Below are 16,083 nucleotides of genomic sequence, written 5' to 3'. Positions count from 1 at the left end.
GTATCACAATCACTTGGTCGGTCAACGAAGTCTGCGGGGGATGGCCGGGGGGTGATCGCTTGCAGCAATTGGGTAGTCTCAGGCAGGACCACAAGGAGCCGGAAAACAACAACCCCTGGTGAGCCAGGGGTTGTCTGGTCCGAAGATTTAGATGTTGGAAGCGTCTGCCGATTCAGCCACACTCGGTGGCGGGTATTAAGTCCTTCAAATGCCCTCAAGCAGCGCTTCGCTAATATTAATATCGGCACTTCGATCCATTTGTCAACTGTTATTCGCAACAGGCCGAGACTGTCTGCGAGGGGGCCCTCGCTACACAATGCCTTAGTCAGGACCGTCGCGCTGGTCGATTCCACGCCGCGCCCACTCCAAAAAGCAGCGCCATCACGTACCCCCCCTCGCCCCAGGTCCACGCCCGCATGTAAAGCAAAGTGAGGGCAAAGACAAGCAGGGCAATGAATAGCGCAGCCGATACTTGCGTGCCACTTGTCGAGAATCTTTCTCGGTAAGTACGATAGCTGTTGCGTAGGCCAAGCCACGTGAGAGTCAGCAAGGATAGTGTCCCGGCCAGGCCGGTCTCTGCCAGATAGTGGAGTAGAACATTGTGAGCAGACATCCCCTTGACTTGTAAGTGCAACGGAATCACACGCAAATCAGGATAGATTTCGTGGACAATTCGGAAATTGCCGATCCCGATTCCCACCAGCGGATTATCCATAAACGTGCGCAGCGCGATTCTCCAGAGCACCAGACGGAGCGCAATTGTCCCCTCAGGATCTCCCAGCGACACGATGAATTCCTGATACCTCCCCCAGGCATTAGCGAGCAAATTGGTGCTGAGAGAAACTGTGACAACGGCGAGCAAAATCATGCCAAGCGTGACCAGTCGCGCCGATCGGACTACCGTGTGGTTCTGCTCGCGTTTCGCCTTACGCCAGGTAAACCAGAGCAGCACCGGCGTTGCGAGCATTACTGTCAGTAGCGGCCCTCTCGCTTGAGTGGCGAATATTCCCGCGGCAATAAGCACGCAGACCACGCCATACCAGAAACGCTCGCCGAACCTGTTCGCCCAGAGGAGGAAAGCGAGCGCCATGGGGAGTGCCGTCATGGACATCGGCTCGTATCCTAGTTCCGCCAGCCCGAAAACCCGTATCTGCCCTCCGTGAGCGATGAACTTGACGAAGTTATATACGGATAACAGTGTCACTATTCCGACGTACGTGGTAAGGACTCGCCTGACCCCTAGCTCCTCACCGTACTTGTAGAAAACTCGAAAAGCAATGTAGATGGTCGCGATACGCACAACCGGCACTATCGAGTATACCGGCCGGTAGGCCAGGATGGCCGAAATCAACGTAGCCGCTATCAGGGCCAGAAAGGCCAGATCGTAGCCGGTGGAGCGAATTTCACCATTCGACTTCAGCAGAAACTCGACAGCCACACCCGCGAACAAGACCGCCAACATGAAGTCAAAAACGTGCACGGCGAAGGTCATGGTGACCTGCTGGGGCAGCCAGACGGCCATCGATCCCATAAACAAATAGAACGAGATTCGAGGTAGAAGCGTGAGCGCCACGGCCACCGCCCCGGCAAGGAGTAGTATCGCCACGAGCATGCGGCCGATAGCCATCATGCCGATCGCAGCCGCAAGCGCCGCCAGAAACGGAGACAGGGCGAGCAGGCCCGGCACCGCGGGCGAAGTAGCGATGCGATTAACAGAGGTTGAGCCGGTCATTGTGTTGCGATCTGGTCACAGGGTCCGGTCGGAATATACTTGTAGGCGAACGCGTTGTCATGGGGATTGTTGGATGAGCGAAGGTACACTCAGCACGCACTCTGCCTATTCCAGCCGCTCCCAGGCATGCAACAGTCGGATTGGTTTTCATTTATGCGTATGCATCACGCCAATGTCATCAACGCAAACGCGACACGGCTCTGTCGTGCGAATATAGTCCGATTCAGGCTACTTTATCACCCCACAAATCAATTGACACAAAATAAACTCAGCGTTATCCTGTAGTTGACCGGAGTGACATTTCCCCTCACCACCGCCTGACTGACTGCCGATGGCGGACGACGTGAAAAATACAGCTTTATCAAATACTCAAACCAAGGAGTGTGTCATGAAACATTCGTACATGGTGCCGGCTCTTGTGCTGGCGCTGGTTTTCGCCATGGCGGTGACCGCCCCGGCGGGGGTGATCCGCGGCGAAGGTGTAAACAACCCAGGCCTGACCGGCGGGGGCGAAGGCGACGATGGTGATCATCCGTGGGGAGGTGATCAGATAACGGACGGCGGCGGTATCGCCGCCAAACAGACCTATCGCCTCGCGATAGTCACAGGTTATCCGGCGATCGACATCTTTGTGAACTCGCTGTTGATCGGCGCGACCATTGAAACCGCCGTTAGTCAGCCGAAAAGCACGGTTCAGACTGCGGCACAGAGCGGCGGCGCCGGCTCGGGCTATCGACCCGAGAAGGCGTCGTTCTCGGCACGTAACAGACTGCTCCGGGAGGCGAGATAATGAACCGACACGACGTAGACAAGGCGTTCTGCGTCTCGGCCGCCGCGCACATGCGCACACTTTTGGCCAGGCGGGACTTTGTCGGCGCCGTGCAGTGCTATGAGGCTCAGCAGAGCCAGATAGCCACTGAGGTCGGGTCAGTCGAGGTCGGGGAAATTCTCCACCTCGCCGCCCAGGCTTATGCTTCCCTCACCAACTACACGGCCGCCCTTAAGGCGGCGCGTCTCGCCCAGGCGCTAATGACCAAAGCCGGCGACTCCCTGATGCTGGCGGAGGTCTTTGTCACCCTGGGCGGCATCCTGCGTGACAGGGGTGAGCTCGCGGAAGCACAAAAGGCGTACCGCGACGCAGAATCGATCTTTAGACGAAACGACTGCCCGGAAGGACAAAGCCGGGCGCTCAATCATCTGGCCGGCCTGTATTTCCGCCTCGCCGACTATCGCAACGCCCTGGCGGTGCTGATGGACGCGGTGGTGATCGCGCGTCGGCTCGATGACCGCCGCAAACTGGCATTCATGATGGGTAATATCGGCCGCCTGCACACCTTCATGGGCGACTTTGCCGAGGCCGAGAGGCACCTTTTAATCAACATCGAGATGTCATCCGATCTGGGCGATGATCTCGAGACCATGCGGGCGCAGCTCTCGCTCGGCTACGTTTACCTGCAGCAGGCCGAGTTCGAGCACGCCGAAGAGATGTTCGGCAAAGCCGGCGTTCTCCTGACCGCGGTCAACTCGCCCCGCGACGAGGTCATCTATCTCACCTATCTCGGCGAGCTGCAGTATCGCACCGGCGAGTTTGATCTCTCCGGCAGCGTCCTGCGCAAGGCGCTGGCGAAGGCCGAGACTATTGCACCCGGAACCACCCTGGCCGGTCGGGTGATGCGTCACCTGGCGGAGCTGGCGGTGCGCACCGGCGACTTCCGCCTGGCGCGGAAGATAGCCGCGCGCGCTACGGTTATCATGGAGCGGGTCGACGAACGTGTCGAACTGGGCGCGCTTAAGAAGATCATGGCGCAGGTAACAACCGGCAACTCCGACGATCTCGGCGAAAGGCAGGCCGCTGAGGCCCGCCAGTTGTTCCAGCGCGCTATCGATATCCTCGACGAATCCGGCGTGCGCTGGGAGAAAGCCGAGGCCCTGACTGCCGCGGGATCATCGCCGGTGTTCACCGAGCGCCAGAGGCTGACCTACCTGTTCCGCGCGGAGGAGTTTTACTCGCGCAATCGAATCAGGAACAAGCAGGACGAAATCAGCCGTCTAATCAACGCCCTGGGACGGTTCACCGCTGAAAGTTCATCGTCGGCGGCGGTCACAAACCGAAGCGAGTTCGATTATCTGACCCGGTGCCCCGCGCTGGAGCGGATAAAGAAGCAACTGCCCCTGCTGAGTCGCTCCGATCTGCCGGTGCTGATTACCGGCGAAACCGGTGTGGGCAAGGACCATCTCGCCCGCTACTATCATTCGCTGGTTCGGCCGGACGGTCCGTTCGTGGCAGTAAACTGCGCCTCGGTGCCTGAGAATCTGTTAGAATCCGAGCTGTTTGGTTTCCGCAAGGGAGCGTTCACCGGCGCCGACCACAACAAGCCGGGTCTGTTCGAAGCGGCTAACGGCGGAGTTTTCCTGCTCGACGAAATCGGTGATCTCCCACTCGGCCTTCAGGCCAAGCTGCTGGGCGTGCTGGAGTCTCGCCGCATCACGCCGCTGGGAAGCACCCGCCAGGTGGAGATCGACATCATCCTGGTAGCGGCGACCAACCGTGATTTGGAAGCGATGGTCGAGCAAGGTACGTTCCGCCGCGACCTCTACTATCGCCTGAGCGGCATTACGCTCCACCTGCCGCCGCTGCGCCGGCGCAAGGAAGACATCCCGCTTCTGGTCGAGCACTTCACGCGCAAGCGCGGACTGCTCGGGCCGCAGCAAAGAGTGTCGCCCGAATTGGTTCAGCAATTCCTGGCGCATGACTGGCCGGGAAACATTCGCGAACTCGACAACGTGATTAATCGGCTCTCGCTCATGTCGCAGTCGGTGGCCGACGGACAACTCCACGAAGTGGTCCGTTCGATTCTGTCCCCCGAGCAGGCGGCGGATCACTCCCCCGGGCTGTTTGAGCGGGTGGAGCTGTTCGAGCGGCAACTGATCACCGAGGCGCTGCTCGCGGCGGGCGGCAACAAGAGCGAGGCCGCCCGCATACTCGGCATCCACGAAGCGACCGTAAGAACCAAGCTGAAACGGTACGGCATCAGCCTGGAGGGCAGCATGCCCGATTAAGACGAGTACGGTCTGTCAGAACCGTTTCGTTAGTCCGTACGAAATCACTGAACCCTCCTTGGTGGCGGTAAGTGCTTACCGGTCAAGCGCTTACCGCCTTTCTTTTCGATCCAGTTTCGTATTTTCATACGAAGGGGACGGTGGAGTCTCGACGTACCCGATTCAGTCTGTCGGCGTAACAAGCTGGGGAACTTACGGTTAGCCGTCAGGACCAATCCTGCGGCATGACCCTTGCTCAATACCGTCCGTCATTCTTACTCCTGGCGCTGACAAGGCGCTCGGTAGGTCCTCTTTTTCTTGGTGCCCAGTCGCCCGTGCCTGAGGGGTGCACGGGCGACACTCTTTTGTGGCCCGCCGAAAGCCGTTCAGATTATTAAGTTGAAACGGAGCATCCCTCGATGTAAATTCGCGGATCATGCCACGACCAGCGCTAGGACTAATCGAAACGAGCGGAATCGACGGTGCTCTCGCGGCAACCCGGGCGGCATCGGATGCCGGACAGGTGGTCATAGTCTCCGCGGAGCAGGGCGCGGCCGGGCGGATGACGGTCAAGATCGAGGGCGACTGGTCCGCTGTGCAGGGTGCGGTCGAGGCCGGAGCACGGGCCGCGCATACGGCCGGGGAGCTGGTGTCGATGCACGTGATCCCCAAGTCGGACGACGAAGTCGTTGCGATCCTGCCGTATCCACGCTTTGTCGGAAAGTACCGCCCGGGCGGGATCCCTGAGGTTGCAGCGCCTGCTCCGCTCCGGAAAGCGAGAGAGCAGTCTGTGCCACGCACCCCCCTCCGCGCGAAAACGACATCAACTCCCCAACCCAAAGTCCGTGCCAAGCCGGCCGCAATGCCAACCGCTCCTGACGCTGCATCACAGGCAACGCCGGCGGCACTGAAGAGCGTGCCTCCTCAGCTGGCGCCATCATCGGGGCGGCCGACCTGGGAGCAACTCGAGGCGATGGCGGTCGTGAAGCTGCGCCGCTATGCGCGCACGATCGCCGACCTGCCGATCAAAGGGCGGCAGATCTCAATTGCCAACAAGGAGCAGTTGCTCGAGGCGATAGCCTCGGCAAGGCACGGCGGGCGGTAGGGACGAACACCAACCATAGTTCGCTTAACGAAATACGGGTGGTCGTTCAGCCCCTACCAGACCGATGGTTACTCCTAGCTTCAGCACCACAAACTGCCCGACCAATAAGGCGACTCGCCCGACGCTACTTTTTCAAACGGACAAGTTCATAGCCTAGCAGCCGCTGAGCTAACAAAACACCCGCCGCACCTAGCGCAAAGGCCACAAGATACACGGCCCATTCAAATCCCAACGCAAAAGTGCTGGCCGCGGTTGGTCCAAAGCCCGCAGCAAAGCCCAGCGCCAGCCCGAGACCAAACCATAATCCGACGTGCGCCGATGACGTGCTTTGATTTTCGTCTCGCTTATTCGCTGACATAATACCTCTCTGTTACTCTACACCAGGGCTAGCAGAGCTTGAATGCACACAAGATAGCGCTGGCTAATGGCTCCACCGGCACATCCGCCAGCAACGCATTTCGGATACCCTGGGCCGGTAACGCCACAGACTATTAGGGCAGTCCCGCAAGTGGCCGCGGTACGGGCGGCAAGGCAATCGAGGAAGTCGTACACTGTGACGGAAAGTGCACCGCTCTGAGCCGAGCGATAGTATCCCAACTCAGCGGGGTAGTTGAGACGCCATACTCCCGGCACTTCTGAGATGAAGCCCTGATCCGGTGGTGGTTCAACAAAGGTCAGCATGTAGTGCGCCAGAACCTAACCGAGTTCGCATTCGGCGTAAGTAATATACATCGCTTGGCGTGTTGGATCGGGCTGATAGGTCATTGCAATAGTTACAAAGCGAACAAGGATCGCTCTGCCGCTGTTCTCGGGAATCCCGTAGTCTTCCAATTCGAATGAGTGATCAGGCGAAAAACGATACCCCAGCGACTCCAAATCACTCATGCGAGAACGGACGGCATAGGAGCTGGCAGCTTTAGTGATGTAGAGTCGCCCGTGGGAGTCATCCCACGTGTGAAGTACAGCTGCATTGTCAGTGTTATTAGCGAGCGGGTTGTCATTCACATCAAAGTAATCGTTCAGTTTGATCTCTGATTCGTTTGGCACGAAAGGCGCAGGCCCGTCAATCCCTGTGTCAGAATTGCAACCCCAAAATTGCCCCAGCACGAATGCTGTACCGAACAGAATGGCTCGCCGTAATGAATTGTCTACTAACATAATCGGCCTCCATCTGTTTAACGAATCGCAGTTACTGTCTGAAAGGCCCTGACTAGTGTGTCAAAGTCGCCTTCAGACGCTATCAGCTATCGTCATTCCCATGGTCCCCAACTTGCGCCACAAGTGAGCCGAACATCAAATCATGCGACACCTCCTTCTCCTTCGGACAGTAGTCCCTGCTTGAAGTCATCTGACTATTGGCTCATTCTCCTAACTCCTGTTGAGTCTCTACGAGAGAGTTAGCTAGTGCACCCCTGCTGCTATCTTCTCATAACGATTCAAGCCCTCGTTTGTCAAGTTATCATTTGCACCCGGCATTGACGCCCTGGTTGAGTGCCACAGGTTAGAGAGTGGGAGCACCGGTTGCGAGGCCGAACTGGCCTTGACCGTGACGCATCAGGACGTCGAATTAACACGCCAGGAGATCTAGACATGGACGCCTGAGTCAAGTTGGGGCATCGCGGTTGTCGTGGTTGTGCCTGTTGTGCGTGTGCAGTCAGGTGGGATCGAATGACAGCACACCATCTAAGTGCACTGCCTCTCAAGAGGTTACGGCAAGTCTTTCATCTGTCGCCAGTTGAGGGCTACGAAGTGAGAACTGCAGACTACTACCCAAACCCGGACGAATCGCTTGATTTTCCCGGACTGTTTCGTATTATCCCGCCTGATTTTACGCCGATACGGCTGACTTGGACCGTCCAGCGCAGCCAGCCGTGTCAACTACGAGTAAGGTATTGAGGTCCTCTGAGATGAAGCAGATCCTGGTAACCGGTGCCGTTGGGCAGATCGGCTCGGAGCTGACCGCCGCGCTGCGAAAGCGCTACGGCAAGAACAAAGTGGTGGCTACCGATGTTCGAATGCCTGCCGATGTGGAACTGCGCGACGCCGGCCCGTTCGAGTTTCTCGATGTGCTCGATCCGCACCATATCACACGCGTGATGCAGCTTCACGAGATCGGGACGGTCTACCATCTGGCGGCCATATTGTCTGCCACCGGCGAGTCGCGCCCCGGGGTGGCCTGGCAGGTCAACATGAACGGCTTGTACAACATGCTCGAGGCGGCGCGGCAGTACCAGTGTTCGTTGTTTTTTCCCAGTTCGATTGGCGCCTTTGGGCCTCTGACGCCCCAGGATAAAACCCCCCAGGACACGATTCAGCGCCCGGATACGATTTATGGCGTCACCAAAGTGGCGGGTGAGCTTCTGTGCGACTACTACCACAAGCGGTTCAATCTTGACACCCGCGGCGTTCGGTTCCCCGGACTTATCTCTTATGAGACCGAGCCGGGCGGCGGCACCACCGATTACGCGGTCGATATCTTCTATCAGGCCATCCGCTACAAGAAGTACACCTGCTATCTGAAGCCGGATACCTGGCTGGACATGATGTACATGCCGGACGCCATCCGGGCAATGATCGAGCTGATGGAAGCCGACGGCGCGAGGCTCGTTCACCGCAACGCGTTTAATATCACCGCGATGAGTTTCACGCCGAGGATGCTGGCCGATGAAATCCGCGAACATATTCCGGAGTTCATTGTCACCTACGACTTCGATCATGTCCGCCAGGCGATTGCCGATTCCTGGCCCAACTCGATGGACGATTCCTGCGCCCGCGCCGAGTGGGGCTGGAAGCCGCAATACGATCTCGCCCGCATGACCGAGGACATGATCAACGTGCTCACACGCAAGCTTCAGACCGCCCCCGCCGCGAGTTGAGGACTTTCCCTCTCCAAACTCAAGGAACTGGCTTTGGCGCAGATATTCGGCATCGACATAGTCGCGGTGGGGCGCGTCAAGCGCGCTGCGGAAGGTCAAACCAGGCTGCTCGATGATTTCTTTTCGCGGGAGGAACTGGCCTGCTGCGTATCACGTAGACATCCTCACGCCCGGCTGGCGGCGATCCTGGCGGTCAAGGAAGCGCTGCTGAAAGCGGCGGGGATCGGATTGCATGAAGGTTTGAGATTCAGGGAAATAGAAGTACTGAGTGATGACTCGGGCCGACCAACGGTGCGATTGCACGGCCGATTGAGAGAGATTATCGGCGACACAAATGGCGGGCGCTGCCTAGTGTCTTCGGGTTTCACCGATGACCTCGCCTGCGCTGTAGTCGCCCTGCAACACCAAACAAGCGAGTAAACAATGAGTCATTTTGGCCTCTACGAAGACCGAGCTAAGAGCTTCAGTTGGAACATCGCCGAGAAAGAGCTGGGCTACAAGCCGGGCGAGGTCATCAATATCGGCTGGTATTGTTCCGACCGCGTCTGCCAAGTGGGCAAGGCCGACAAAACGGCGTTGATCTGGGAGGGAGCCGGATCCGAGGAGAAAAAATACACCTATAACGACGTCCGCCTGGCGACCAACACGATCGCCGCTTACCTGCGCGGCCTGGGCGTGCATCCGGGCGACCGGGTCTGCCTCTTCATGGATCGTATCCCGGAGTTATATCTCGGGTTCGTGGCCGTTCTTAAGCTGGGCGCGATTGCCCAGCCGCTGTTTTCAGCTTTCGGCGAGGAGTCGCTGTTCGTGCGGCTGGAAGATGCGCAGGCGAAAGTGATTCTCACCCAGCGCAAGCACGTGGGCAAGGTGCGGCGGATTATCGACCAGATGCCGTTCCTGCAGCATATCATCGTTGTCGATCACGACGGCAAGAAAGAACTCAAAGAGCGCGAGATGGCGTTCTCGCTCGAAGCGGCCAAACCGGTCGACGATTTCGAGTCGCATCGCACTACGGCCGAGTCGCCATCGGTGCTGCACTATACGTCGGGCACCACCGGCAAACCCAAAGGTGTGCAGCATGTCCACTACTCGCTGATATCGCAATATCTGACCGCCAAGTGGGTGCTCGATCTTCATGATGACGACATTTACTGGTGCACCGCCGATCCGGGCTGGGTCACGGGTACATCGTATGGAATCATCGCACCCTTCACGCTGGGCGTTACCCAGTGTGTAGCCGATATCGGGTTCTCGGCAGATAATTGGTATCGGTTTATTGAGAAAAACCGGGTGACAGTCTGGTACTCCGCGCCGACCGCCATTCGCTCGCTGATGAAGGCGGGCGACGAAGTAGTCAGAAAGTACAACATGTCCAGCCTTCGCCACCTGGCCAGCGTGGGCGAACCGCTCAACGCCGAGGCGGTGCACTGGTCGCTCCGCTTATTCGGGCTCCCTTTTCATGATAATTACTGGCAGACAGAAACCGGTTCCATGATGATCAGCAATTTCCCCGGCATGAAAGTAAAGCCGGGATCGATGGGCCGGCCGTTCCCCGGAATAACCGCCACCGTGCTTGATCTGAAAACCTACGAACCGATCCACGAACCGGGGCGGGTCGGCCTGATCGCTTTCAAACCCGGTTGGCCGGCCATGATGCGCGGCTATCGCAATAACGAAGAAACATACAAGGCGAAGTTTCGCGACGGCTGGTACCTTCCGGGCGACCGGTCGAGTATCGATGCCGACGGCTACTTCTGGTTCGCGGGCCGCGACGACGATATCATCAACACTGCCGGTCACCTGGTCAGCCCGTTCGAGGTCGAGTCGGCGCTGCTTGAGCATAAGGCGGTGGCGGAGTCGGCAGTGGTAGCCAAGCCGGATGAGGTCAACATGGAGGTGGTCAAGGCGTTTGTCACGCTCAAGCCGGGGTTCGAGGCGAGTGTCGATCTCGAACTGGACATCATGAACTTCATCAGGCGAAAACTTTCCCCGCTCGCCATGCCGCAGGAAATCGAATATGTGGCGTCGCTGCCGAAAACCCGCAGCGGCAAAATCATGCGCCGGGTGCTTCGCGCCAAGGAGTGGGGTGAGGAAATCGGGGATACGTCGACATTGGAAAACGAATGAGGCGACATATACACAAGTAGAGGCATGATAATGGAAGACATGAAGCAGGTCGTTCTGGATTATGTGAGGAACGAGTACCTCGAAGACGAGGACGAGGAGTTGGATTTCGATACGCCGCTGATTTCTGGCGGGATAGTCGATTCGTTCTCCATGGTTTCGCTCAAGCGGTTTCTGGAGAACAAGTACAAGATCAGCATCCCGGATGACCAGGCGACCCCGGAGTCGTTCGATTCGGTAAACAAGATCGTTACGCTGGTGAACAAGTTCGTGAAGTGATGACTGCGCTGGAGTCAGGGCGGCAGTTCGTAGATCGGGATTGCGTGGGCGGCAGACATAAAGTGCCCGGCAGATGCCCCCATCTGCCGGCTCGTAAGGTGAAGACTCTTGTGGGCGGCAGACGTCCTCGTCTGCCTCTCGACATCAGGTCGTCCGGCCGGTCAGCGGGCAGACCAGGAGGTCTGCCGCGCACATAACTGGCGACAGTTACGGTGTGCTGTCGGGCGACCCTGCCCGACAGCTCGTGCACGCAAAACGAAAGATGTGGTTACGACATAAATCGGCAAATCAAGGAGCCGGAAAGTGGGCTACAGCGATAAGGTTCGTGGCATATATCAGGAACAACTAAAGGGAATCCAGGCAGCCGGCCTATTCAAACAGGAACGGTTTATTCATTCGCCGCAGGCGGCGGACATCGAGGTCGAGTTCCCGACCGGTTCGTCGCTCAAAAAAGTCATCAACATGTGCGCCAATAACTATCTCGGTTTGTCCAGTCATCCCGATGTAGTTAAGGCAGCGCACGAAGGACTGGATAGTCGCGGCTACGGGATGTCCTCGGTGCGCTTCATCTGCGGCACGCAGGATATTCATCACGAACTGGAACAAAGAGTGACCACTTTTCTCGGCACGGAAGATACGATCCTGTTCCCGTCGTGCATGGACGCCAACGCCGGCGTGTTCGAGGCTGTGCTCACCAAGGACGACATGATGATCGCCGACCGGCTCGTGCACGCGTCGATTATCGACGGCATGCGCCTGTGCAGCGCCGAACAGGATACGTTCAAGCACGCCAACATGGAGCATCTCGAGGAGAAGCTGCAGTTACACAAGGATCGGCGTGTCAGAATGGTCATCACGGACGGCGTCTTCTCCATGGACGGCGACACGGCCCCGCTTGACAAAATGGCGGAACTGTGCGAGAAGTACGACGCCATGCTGTTCTGCGACGATTCTCACGCCAGCGGGTTTATCGGCCGGACCGGTCGCGGCACGCATGAGAAATACGGCGTGGTCGGCCGTATGGATATTATCACGACAACATTCGGCAAGGCGCTCGGCGGGGCCTCTGGCGGCTGTGTCTCCGGACGGCGCGAACTGGTCGAGATGTGCCGTCAGCGGGCGCGGCCGTATCTCTTTTCGAACACGATTGCGCCGGTAGTCGTATCGGGCGTGCTCGAGGTGCTGGACATACTCTCCAAGTCCACTGAACGCCGCGATAAGTTAGAGAAGAACACCGAGTACTGGCGTAAGGGGCTGCTGGATGCCGGTTTCATCCTGAAAGAGGGCGACACGCCGATCGTTCCGGTCATGCTGTTCAACGCCAAGCTATCTCAGGACATCTCGCGCGATCTGTATGCCGAGGGAATATACGCAATCGGGTTTTTCTTCCCGGTGGTGCCTCAGGGCCAGGCGCGTATCCGCACGCAGATTTCGGCGGGCCACGAGATACATCATCTCGATAAGGCGCTCGATGCCTTCAGGAAAGTCGGAAAGAAGTATGACATCCTCGGCAAGACCAAGCAGGAGATAATCGAGATGTACGGGGCGTAGGGGGCGAAGGGACATGGCTGGAAGGAGAATCGTAGGTCGGGTTCCGAGCGACCGCCCCCTGGGCTGGAGGGAGAAACCCGACATGACGTGGACGAGGATTTGGTGTCGAGTTTCTTGTCCGGTGACGTAGGCGGCGGAACCCGATCAACTGCAACGTGAGCCTTCAGGTAGGCTAAGAAGATGACATGAAAACGCTGCGTCGTTACATAGAAAGCGGTTCTGTCTTCTTTATCACCTGTGTCACCTATGATCGCGAGCCACTCTTATTGGAATTACCGTCTCTTTTCCTCGAGTCGTGGCCGGGGGTTGTTCCCTTAGCATGGGTACTGATGCCACAGCATTTCCACGCGTTGCTCGATGTCAACTCGACAACCGTCTCAATGCTAATGCACAGTTTCAAGATCACTTATTCCAGACGGTTCCGAGATAGAGTGCGCGCGGGGTGGGTCTGGCAAAACCGCTTCTGGGATCACGTGATACGGGATCAGGTCGATATGAATCGACACTTGGACTATATTCACTACAATCCGGTCCATCACGGGCAAGTGAAAGACCCGTTTACCTATCCCTACTCGACATTGAAATCCTGGAGCGACCGTGGTTTCTATACGAGAGACTGGGGGGTAATAGATAAGCTGGAGTTCGAAGGGGAGTTCGGCGAGTGATCGGGTGTCGGGTTTCTCACTCCAATGGACTATGTTCGGAACCCGACCTACCTGAATCGGAATGCGACCTTTTGATGTAAGCATGAGAGACCTCGCCGACAAAACCGTCGTCATCACCGGGGCGTCACGCGGAATCGGGGCGTCGATTGCCCTCGCCTTCGCGCGCGAAAAGTGCCGGCTGGTGCTGTGCGGGCGTGACCGTGAGCGTCTTGGCAAAGTTGCCGAGGCCGCCGATTTGCCCAGGAGCCGCGTCTTGACTGTTACCGCTGATATCAGCAAGCCGGCGGGTATTAAGAGAATCGTCGCGTCTGCCGTACGCAAGTACGGGCGCATTGACGTATTCATCAACAACGCCGCAATCGGGTACTGGAAGGCCGTCTCTGATACCACACAGGAGGAGTTCGATCATACGTTTAATACGAACCTCCGCGCGGTCTTCCTTTCGTTTCGCGAGTTAATCCCACTGATGAAGAAGCAGGGGGGCGGGCAGATCATAAACATCTCGTCGATGAGCGCCAAGCAGGCGGCGCCCGAACATGCCGCCTATGCGGCGTCGAAAGCGGCGCTGAATATCCTGAGCGAATCGACCGCCGCCGAGGTACGCAACGATAACATCAAAATCTGCGTGCTGGCCCCCGGTTCGGTCGCGACCGATTTCGGCGGCACACCGCTCGACCAGAAGTCGACCAAACCGCGCCTGTTGTCCAGCGAGGTCGCTGACGCGGTGGTGTTTCTCGCGCGGCAAAACGAAAATGCGTGGGTATCGCTGGTCGAGATGCGGACGCTGGTGCTCAAGAAGAAATAATCCTTCAGATTGGAGTAGGGCAGAATCCTCCCGGCTTTGCGGGAGTGATTCTGCCGTTCACTTTTGTGGCAGAACCACTCGCTCCTCCTTGCCCGCCTTGGTCGGACAAGCGGGGTTCGGGTTATACCCTACAAGGCTGTAGCGTCACCCGCTGCTGGGAGGGTGACATTTCCCTTTACCGCTTAGTCTCCAAAACTTATTCTTTACGTATGCCACTTCACGGCAGCGAAATGCGCGAAGAAGGGCTGCTCTGCTGGAGTTGCGGGCGGCCAACCGGCATCAAGGGCAGCGTGACCCGGCACGATCAGTGCCAGAACTGCCAGACCGATCTGCGCTGCTGTCGCGGGTGCCGTCACTTTGACCCGACTCGTCGCCACCAGTGCCGCGAGAATATCGAACATCCGGTCGGCAACAAAGAAAAAGCCAACTTCTGTGACTTCTTCCAGGTGCGGCAGGTTTACAAGACCGCCGGCGGCATGAAGTCACGGTCCGACGACAAGGAATCGCGCCGGAAGAGTTTCGACGATTTGTTTAAGGATTGATTGTAGGTCGGGATGCTCGTCATCCCGACATTGTGTCCGGATCACTATGGTTTCGACCTACAATTCCCTATGACCGCAGCGAAACCAGCGTCCGGTTGCGCTCGGTGCGGTATTGAAGCTTGTCCTCGCAGGCCAGCCAGCCGACCGCCTGGTAGGTCACCGTATCTTTTTCGCCGATCAGTTTCGGTATCTGTGACAGGCTAACCTCTTTGTGCTGACTGAGCGTCCGCCAGACTTTGCCGGCGGTCTCACCAATTTGGGCTCTCATTTCATCCTCCGTGATAACAGTATCTTCTATCCATTTTTAATCGGCAGGAGGTACGGAAACCTGAACCGATTTCTTCAGCTATCCTCCTCCGGCACATAGTTCTTATATGCGCGCAGGAGCGAAGGATGCAAGCTATTTCTGCGCAGTCAGGACGCTCTGCAATGCGGCGGCAACGTCAGAGTGTTGGAAATTGTGCCTAACACCCTGGAGTTTCTGCGGTTGGACGCGCGCCGATGACAGCAGCGCCTCGTCGGCCATCGGCCCCAAGGCTACGCGAAGCGCAAAAGCCGGGGCCGGTAACAAAGCTGGTCTTCTTAGTACATGGCCGAGCTGTCTGGTGAACTCCGTATTCGTGACCGGATTGGGCGCAACGGCGTTCACCGGCCCGGACAGGGTCTGGTCGGATATAGCTCGAAGAATAATCTCTAGAAGGTCCGAAAGCGTGACCCAGCTCATCCACTGCTTGCCCGAACCAAGCTTTCCTCCAAGACCTAACCTAAAAATAGGCAACATCTTAGCGAGCGCACCGCCGTGCCTGGCCAGCACCACGCCGATCCGTGGGTTCACCACTCGAATGCCTGCATCTTTTGCGGGCGCAGAGGCGGACTCCCACTCGTGACAGAGTTCACAGAGAAAGCCGCGGCCAGGTGTTGAATCCTCTGTCAAGACCTCGTCTCCCCGATGGCCATAGTAACCGGTGGCGGACGCCGAAATCAGCACCGACGGTCTCCGGTTTAGTGAGGCGAGGTGGCAGCAGAGCTGCGTGGTGCCGGTTATGCGGCTCTCTCGAATGATCTTTTGGAAATCCGCGGACCAGCGCCGAGCGGCGAGATTAGCGCCCGCCAGATTAACGACCGCGTCCACATCACCGATGTCAGAATCCCACGTGCCTCTCGCTATCGGCTCCCACACTACGGTATGCGAAGACACCTTGCCCGTCGTGCGTTTGAGCGCGATCGGCTCGTGGCCGTGGGCGAGGAGCGTGTCGGTCAACGCCTGCCCGATAAAACCGCTCGATCCGGAGATAAGCACCCGCATAGAAACTAATATAGCTGCAGCAGGACGAGTTTCCGAGTGGTATGCGCGGTGAACGGTGA

At 57.8% G+C, this 16,083-nt stretch carries 16 protein-coding genes; 11 read left to right on the top strand and 5 right to left on the bottom strand.

Translation table 11 applies throughout. From position 1 onward, the window contains the following. Nucleotides 1-325 precede the first annotated feature (325 nt). Complete coding sequence (locus AB1772_01705; protein ID MEW5795053.1) at nucleotides 326-1,732, bottom strand: O-antigen ligase family protein; 1,407 nt, start codon at nucleotides 1,730-1,732, stop codon at nucleotides 326-328. Nucleotides 1,733-2,120: 388 nt separating this feature from the next. Here AB1772_01705 and AB1772_01700 point away from each other — a divergent pair, with 388 nt between their 5' ends. From AB1772_01700 to AB1772_01690, 3 genes are all read left to right on the top strand, one after another. After that, a complete protein-coding gene (locus AB1772_01700) occupies nucleotides 2,121-2,522 on the top strand; it encodes a hypothetical protein (GenBank protein MEW5795052.1) in 402 nt (133 codons plus the stop codon). Further along, nucleotides 2,522-4,792, top strand: coding sequence for a sigma 54-interacting transcriptional regulator (locus AB1772_01695; protein MEW5795051.1), 2,271 nt, complete (start codon nucleotides 2,522-2,524; stop codon nucleotides 4,790-4,792). The genes AB1772_01700 and AB1772_01695 overlap by 1 nt, the downstream gene beginning before the upstream one ends. A gap of 415 nt (nucleotides 4,793-5,207) precedes the next feature. Beyond that, the gene (locus AB1772_01690; protein ID MEW5795050.1) at nucleotides 5,208-5,876 is read left to right on the top strand and encodes a BMC domain-containing protein; all 669 of its coding nucleotides are present in this window, start codon (nucleotides 5,208-5,210) and stop codon (nucleotides 5,874-5,876) included. Nucleotides 5,877-6,000: 124 nt separating this feature from the next. Here AB1772_01690 and AB1772_01685 read toward each other — a convergent pair whose 3' ends face one another. Beyond that, on the bottom strand, nucleotides 6,001-6,234 hold the full coding sequence (locus AB1772_01685; protein ID MEW5795049.1) for a hypothetical protein: 234 nt from the start codon (nucleotides 6,232-6,234) through the stop codon (nucleotides 6,001-6,003). A 338-nt stretch (nucleotides 6,235-6,572) separates the two neighbouring features. Beyond that, a complete protein-coding gene (locus tag AB1772_01680; GenBank protein ID MEW5795048.1) occupies nucleotides 6,573-7,034 on the bottom strand; it encodes a hypothetical protein in 462 nt (153 codons plus the stop codon). A 749-nt stretch (nucleotides 7,035-7,783) separates the two neighbouring features. Here AB1772_01680 and AB1772_01675 point away from each other — a divergent pair. The 8 genes from AB1772_01675 to AB1772_01640 all read left to right on the top strand — a co-directional run bounded on the left by AB1772_01675 (nucleotide 7,784) and on the right by AB1772_01640 (nucleotide 14,718). Then, entirely contained in the window at nucleotides 7,784-8,752 is a 969-nt protein-coding gene (locus AB1772_01675; protein MEW5795047.1) for an L-threonine 3-dehydrogenase, read from the top strand. A gap of 33 nt (nucleotides 8,753-8,785) precedes the next feature. Continuing rightward, nucleotides 8,786-9,172, top strand: a complete 387-nt coding sequence (gene acpS, locus AB1772_01670; GenBank protein MEW5795046.1) for a holo-ACP synthase — start codon at nucleotides 8,786-8,788, stop codon at nucleotides 9,170-9,172. Nucleotides 9,173-9,175: 3 nt separating this feature from the next. Continuing rightward, a complete protein-coding gene (gene acsA, locus AB1772_01665) occupies nucleotides 9,176-10,879 on the top strand; it encodes an acetate--CoA ligase (GenBank protein ID MEW5795045.1) in 1,704 nt (567 codons plus the stop codon). Between the two features lie 24 nt (nucleotides 10,880-10,903). Next, a complete protein-coding gene (locus AB1772_01660; GenBank protein MEW5795044.1) occupies nucleotides 10,904-11,155 on the top strand; it encodes an acyl carrier protein in 252 nt (83 codons plus the stop codon). Between the two features lie 303 nt (nucleotides 11,156-11,458). Continuing rightward, on the top strand, nucleotides 11,459-12,706 hold the full coding sequence (kbl, locus tag AB1772_01655; protein MEW5795043.1) for a glycine C-acetyltransferase: 1,248 nt from the start codon (nucleotides 11,459-11,461) through the stop codon (nucleotides 12,704-12,706). Nucleotides 12,707-12,891: 185 nt separating this feature from the next. Beyond that, nucleotides 12,892-13,371: a transposase gene (locus AB1772_01650; GenBank protein ID MEW5795042.1), complete on the top strand. Its 480-nt coding sequence runs from the start codon at nucleotides 12,892-12,894 to the stop codon at nucleotides 13,369-13,371. A gap of 82 nt (nucleotides 13,372-13,453) precedes the next feature. Then, on the top strand, nucleotides 13,454-14,176 hold the full coding sequence (locus AB1772_01645; protein MEW5795041.1) for an SDR family oxidoreductase: 723 nt from the start codon (nucleotides 13,454-13,456) through the stop codon (nucleotides 14,174-14,176). A 209-nt stretch (nucleotides 14,177-14,385) separates the two neighbouring features. Then, entirely contained in the window at nucleotides 14,386-14,718 is a 333-nt protein-coding gene (locus tag AB1772_01640; GenBank protein ID MEW5795040.1) for a hypothetical protein, read from the top strand. Nucleotides 14,719-14,785: 67 nt separating this feature from the next. Here AB1772_01640 and AB1772_01635 read toward each other — a convergent pair whose 3' ends face one another. Together AB1772_01635 and AB1772_01630 are read right to left on the bottom strand one after the other, a co-directional pair. Next, on the bottom strand, nucleotides 14,786-14,986 hold the full coding sequence (locus tag AB1772_01635) for a winged helix-turn-helix domain-containing protein (protein ID MEW5795039.1): 201 nt from the start codon (nucleotides 14,984-14,986) through the stop codon (nucleotides 14,786-14,788). 132 nt (nucleotides 14,987-15,118) lie between these two features. After that, entirely contained in the window at nucleotides 15,119-16,024 is a 906-nt protein-coding gene (locus AB1772_01630; GenBank protein MEW5795038.1) for a TIGR01777 family oxidoreductase, read from the bottom strand. Nucleotides 16,025-16,083: the final 59 nt, after the last annotated feature.

Source organism: Candidatus Zixiibacteriota bacterium (assembly GCA_040752815.1).
In the GTDB taxonomy this organism is placed as follows: Bacteria; Zixibacteria; MSB-5A5; order GN15; family FEB-12; genus JAGGTI01.
The sequence above is the reverse complement of the archived record's forward strand: the minus strand, read 5'-3'. Positions and strand labels throughout refer to the sequence as shown.

Bases quoted from the DNA above. Each gene is read 5' to 3' on its own strand.
- AB1772_01690 (MEW5795050.1), top strand. From the start codon at position 5,208: ATGCCACGACCAGCGCTAGGACTAATCGAAACGAGCGGAATCGACGGT.
- AB1772_01680 (MEW5795048.1), bottom strand. From the start codon at position 7,034: ATGTTAGTAGACAATTCATTACGGCGAGCCATTCTGTTCGGTACAGCA.
- AB1772_01640 (MEW5795040.1), top strand. From the start codon at position 14,386: ATGCCACTTCACGGCAGCGAAATGCGCGAAGAAGGGCTGCTCTGCTGG.
- AB1772_01705 (MEW5795053.1), bottom strand. From the start codon at position 1,732: ATGACCGGCTCAACCTCTGTTAATCGCATCGCTACTTCGCCCGCGGTG.
- AB1772_01650 (MEW5795042.1), top strand. From the start codon at position 12,892: ATGAAAACGCTGCGTCGTTACATAGAAAGCGGTTCTGTCTTCTTTATC.
- AB1772_01630 (MEW5795038.1), bottom strand. From the start codon at position 16,024: ATGCGGGTGCTTATCTCCGGATCGAGCGGTTTTATCGGGCAGGCGTTG.
- acsA (MEW5795045.1), top strand. From the start codon at position 9,176: ATGAGTCATTTTGGCCTCTACGAAGACCGAGCTAAGAGCTTCAGTTGG.
- AB1772_01660 (MEW5795044.1), top strand. From the start codon at position 10,904: ATGATAATGGAAGACATGAAGCAGGTCGTTCTGGATTATGTGAGGAAC.
- AB1772_01685 (MEW5795049.1), bottom strand. From the start codon at position 6,234: ATGTCAGCGAATAAGCGAGACGAAAATCAAAGCACGTCATCGGCGCAC.
- AB1772_01700 (MEW5795052.1), top strand. From the start codon at position 2,121: ATGAAACATTCGTACATGGTGCCGGCTCTTGTGCTGGCGCTGGTTTTC.
- AB1772_01675 (MEW5795047.1), top strand. From the start codon at position 7,784: ATGAAGCAGATCCTGGTAACCGGTGCCGTTGGGCAGATCGGCTCGGAG.
- AB1772_01645 (MEW5795041.1), top strand. From the start codon at position 13,454: ATGAGAGACCTCGCCGACAAAACCGTCGTCATCACCGGGGCGTCACGC.
- AB1772_01635 (MEW5795039.1), bottom strand. From the start codon at position 14,986: ATGAGAGCCCAAATTGGTGAGACCGCCGGCAAAGTCTGGCGGACGCTC.
- AB1772_01695 (MEW5795051.1), top strand. From the start codon at position 2,522: ATGAACCGACACGACGTAGACAAGGCGTTCTGCGTCTCGGCCGCCGCG.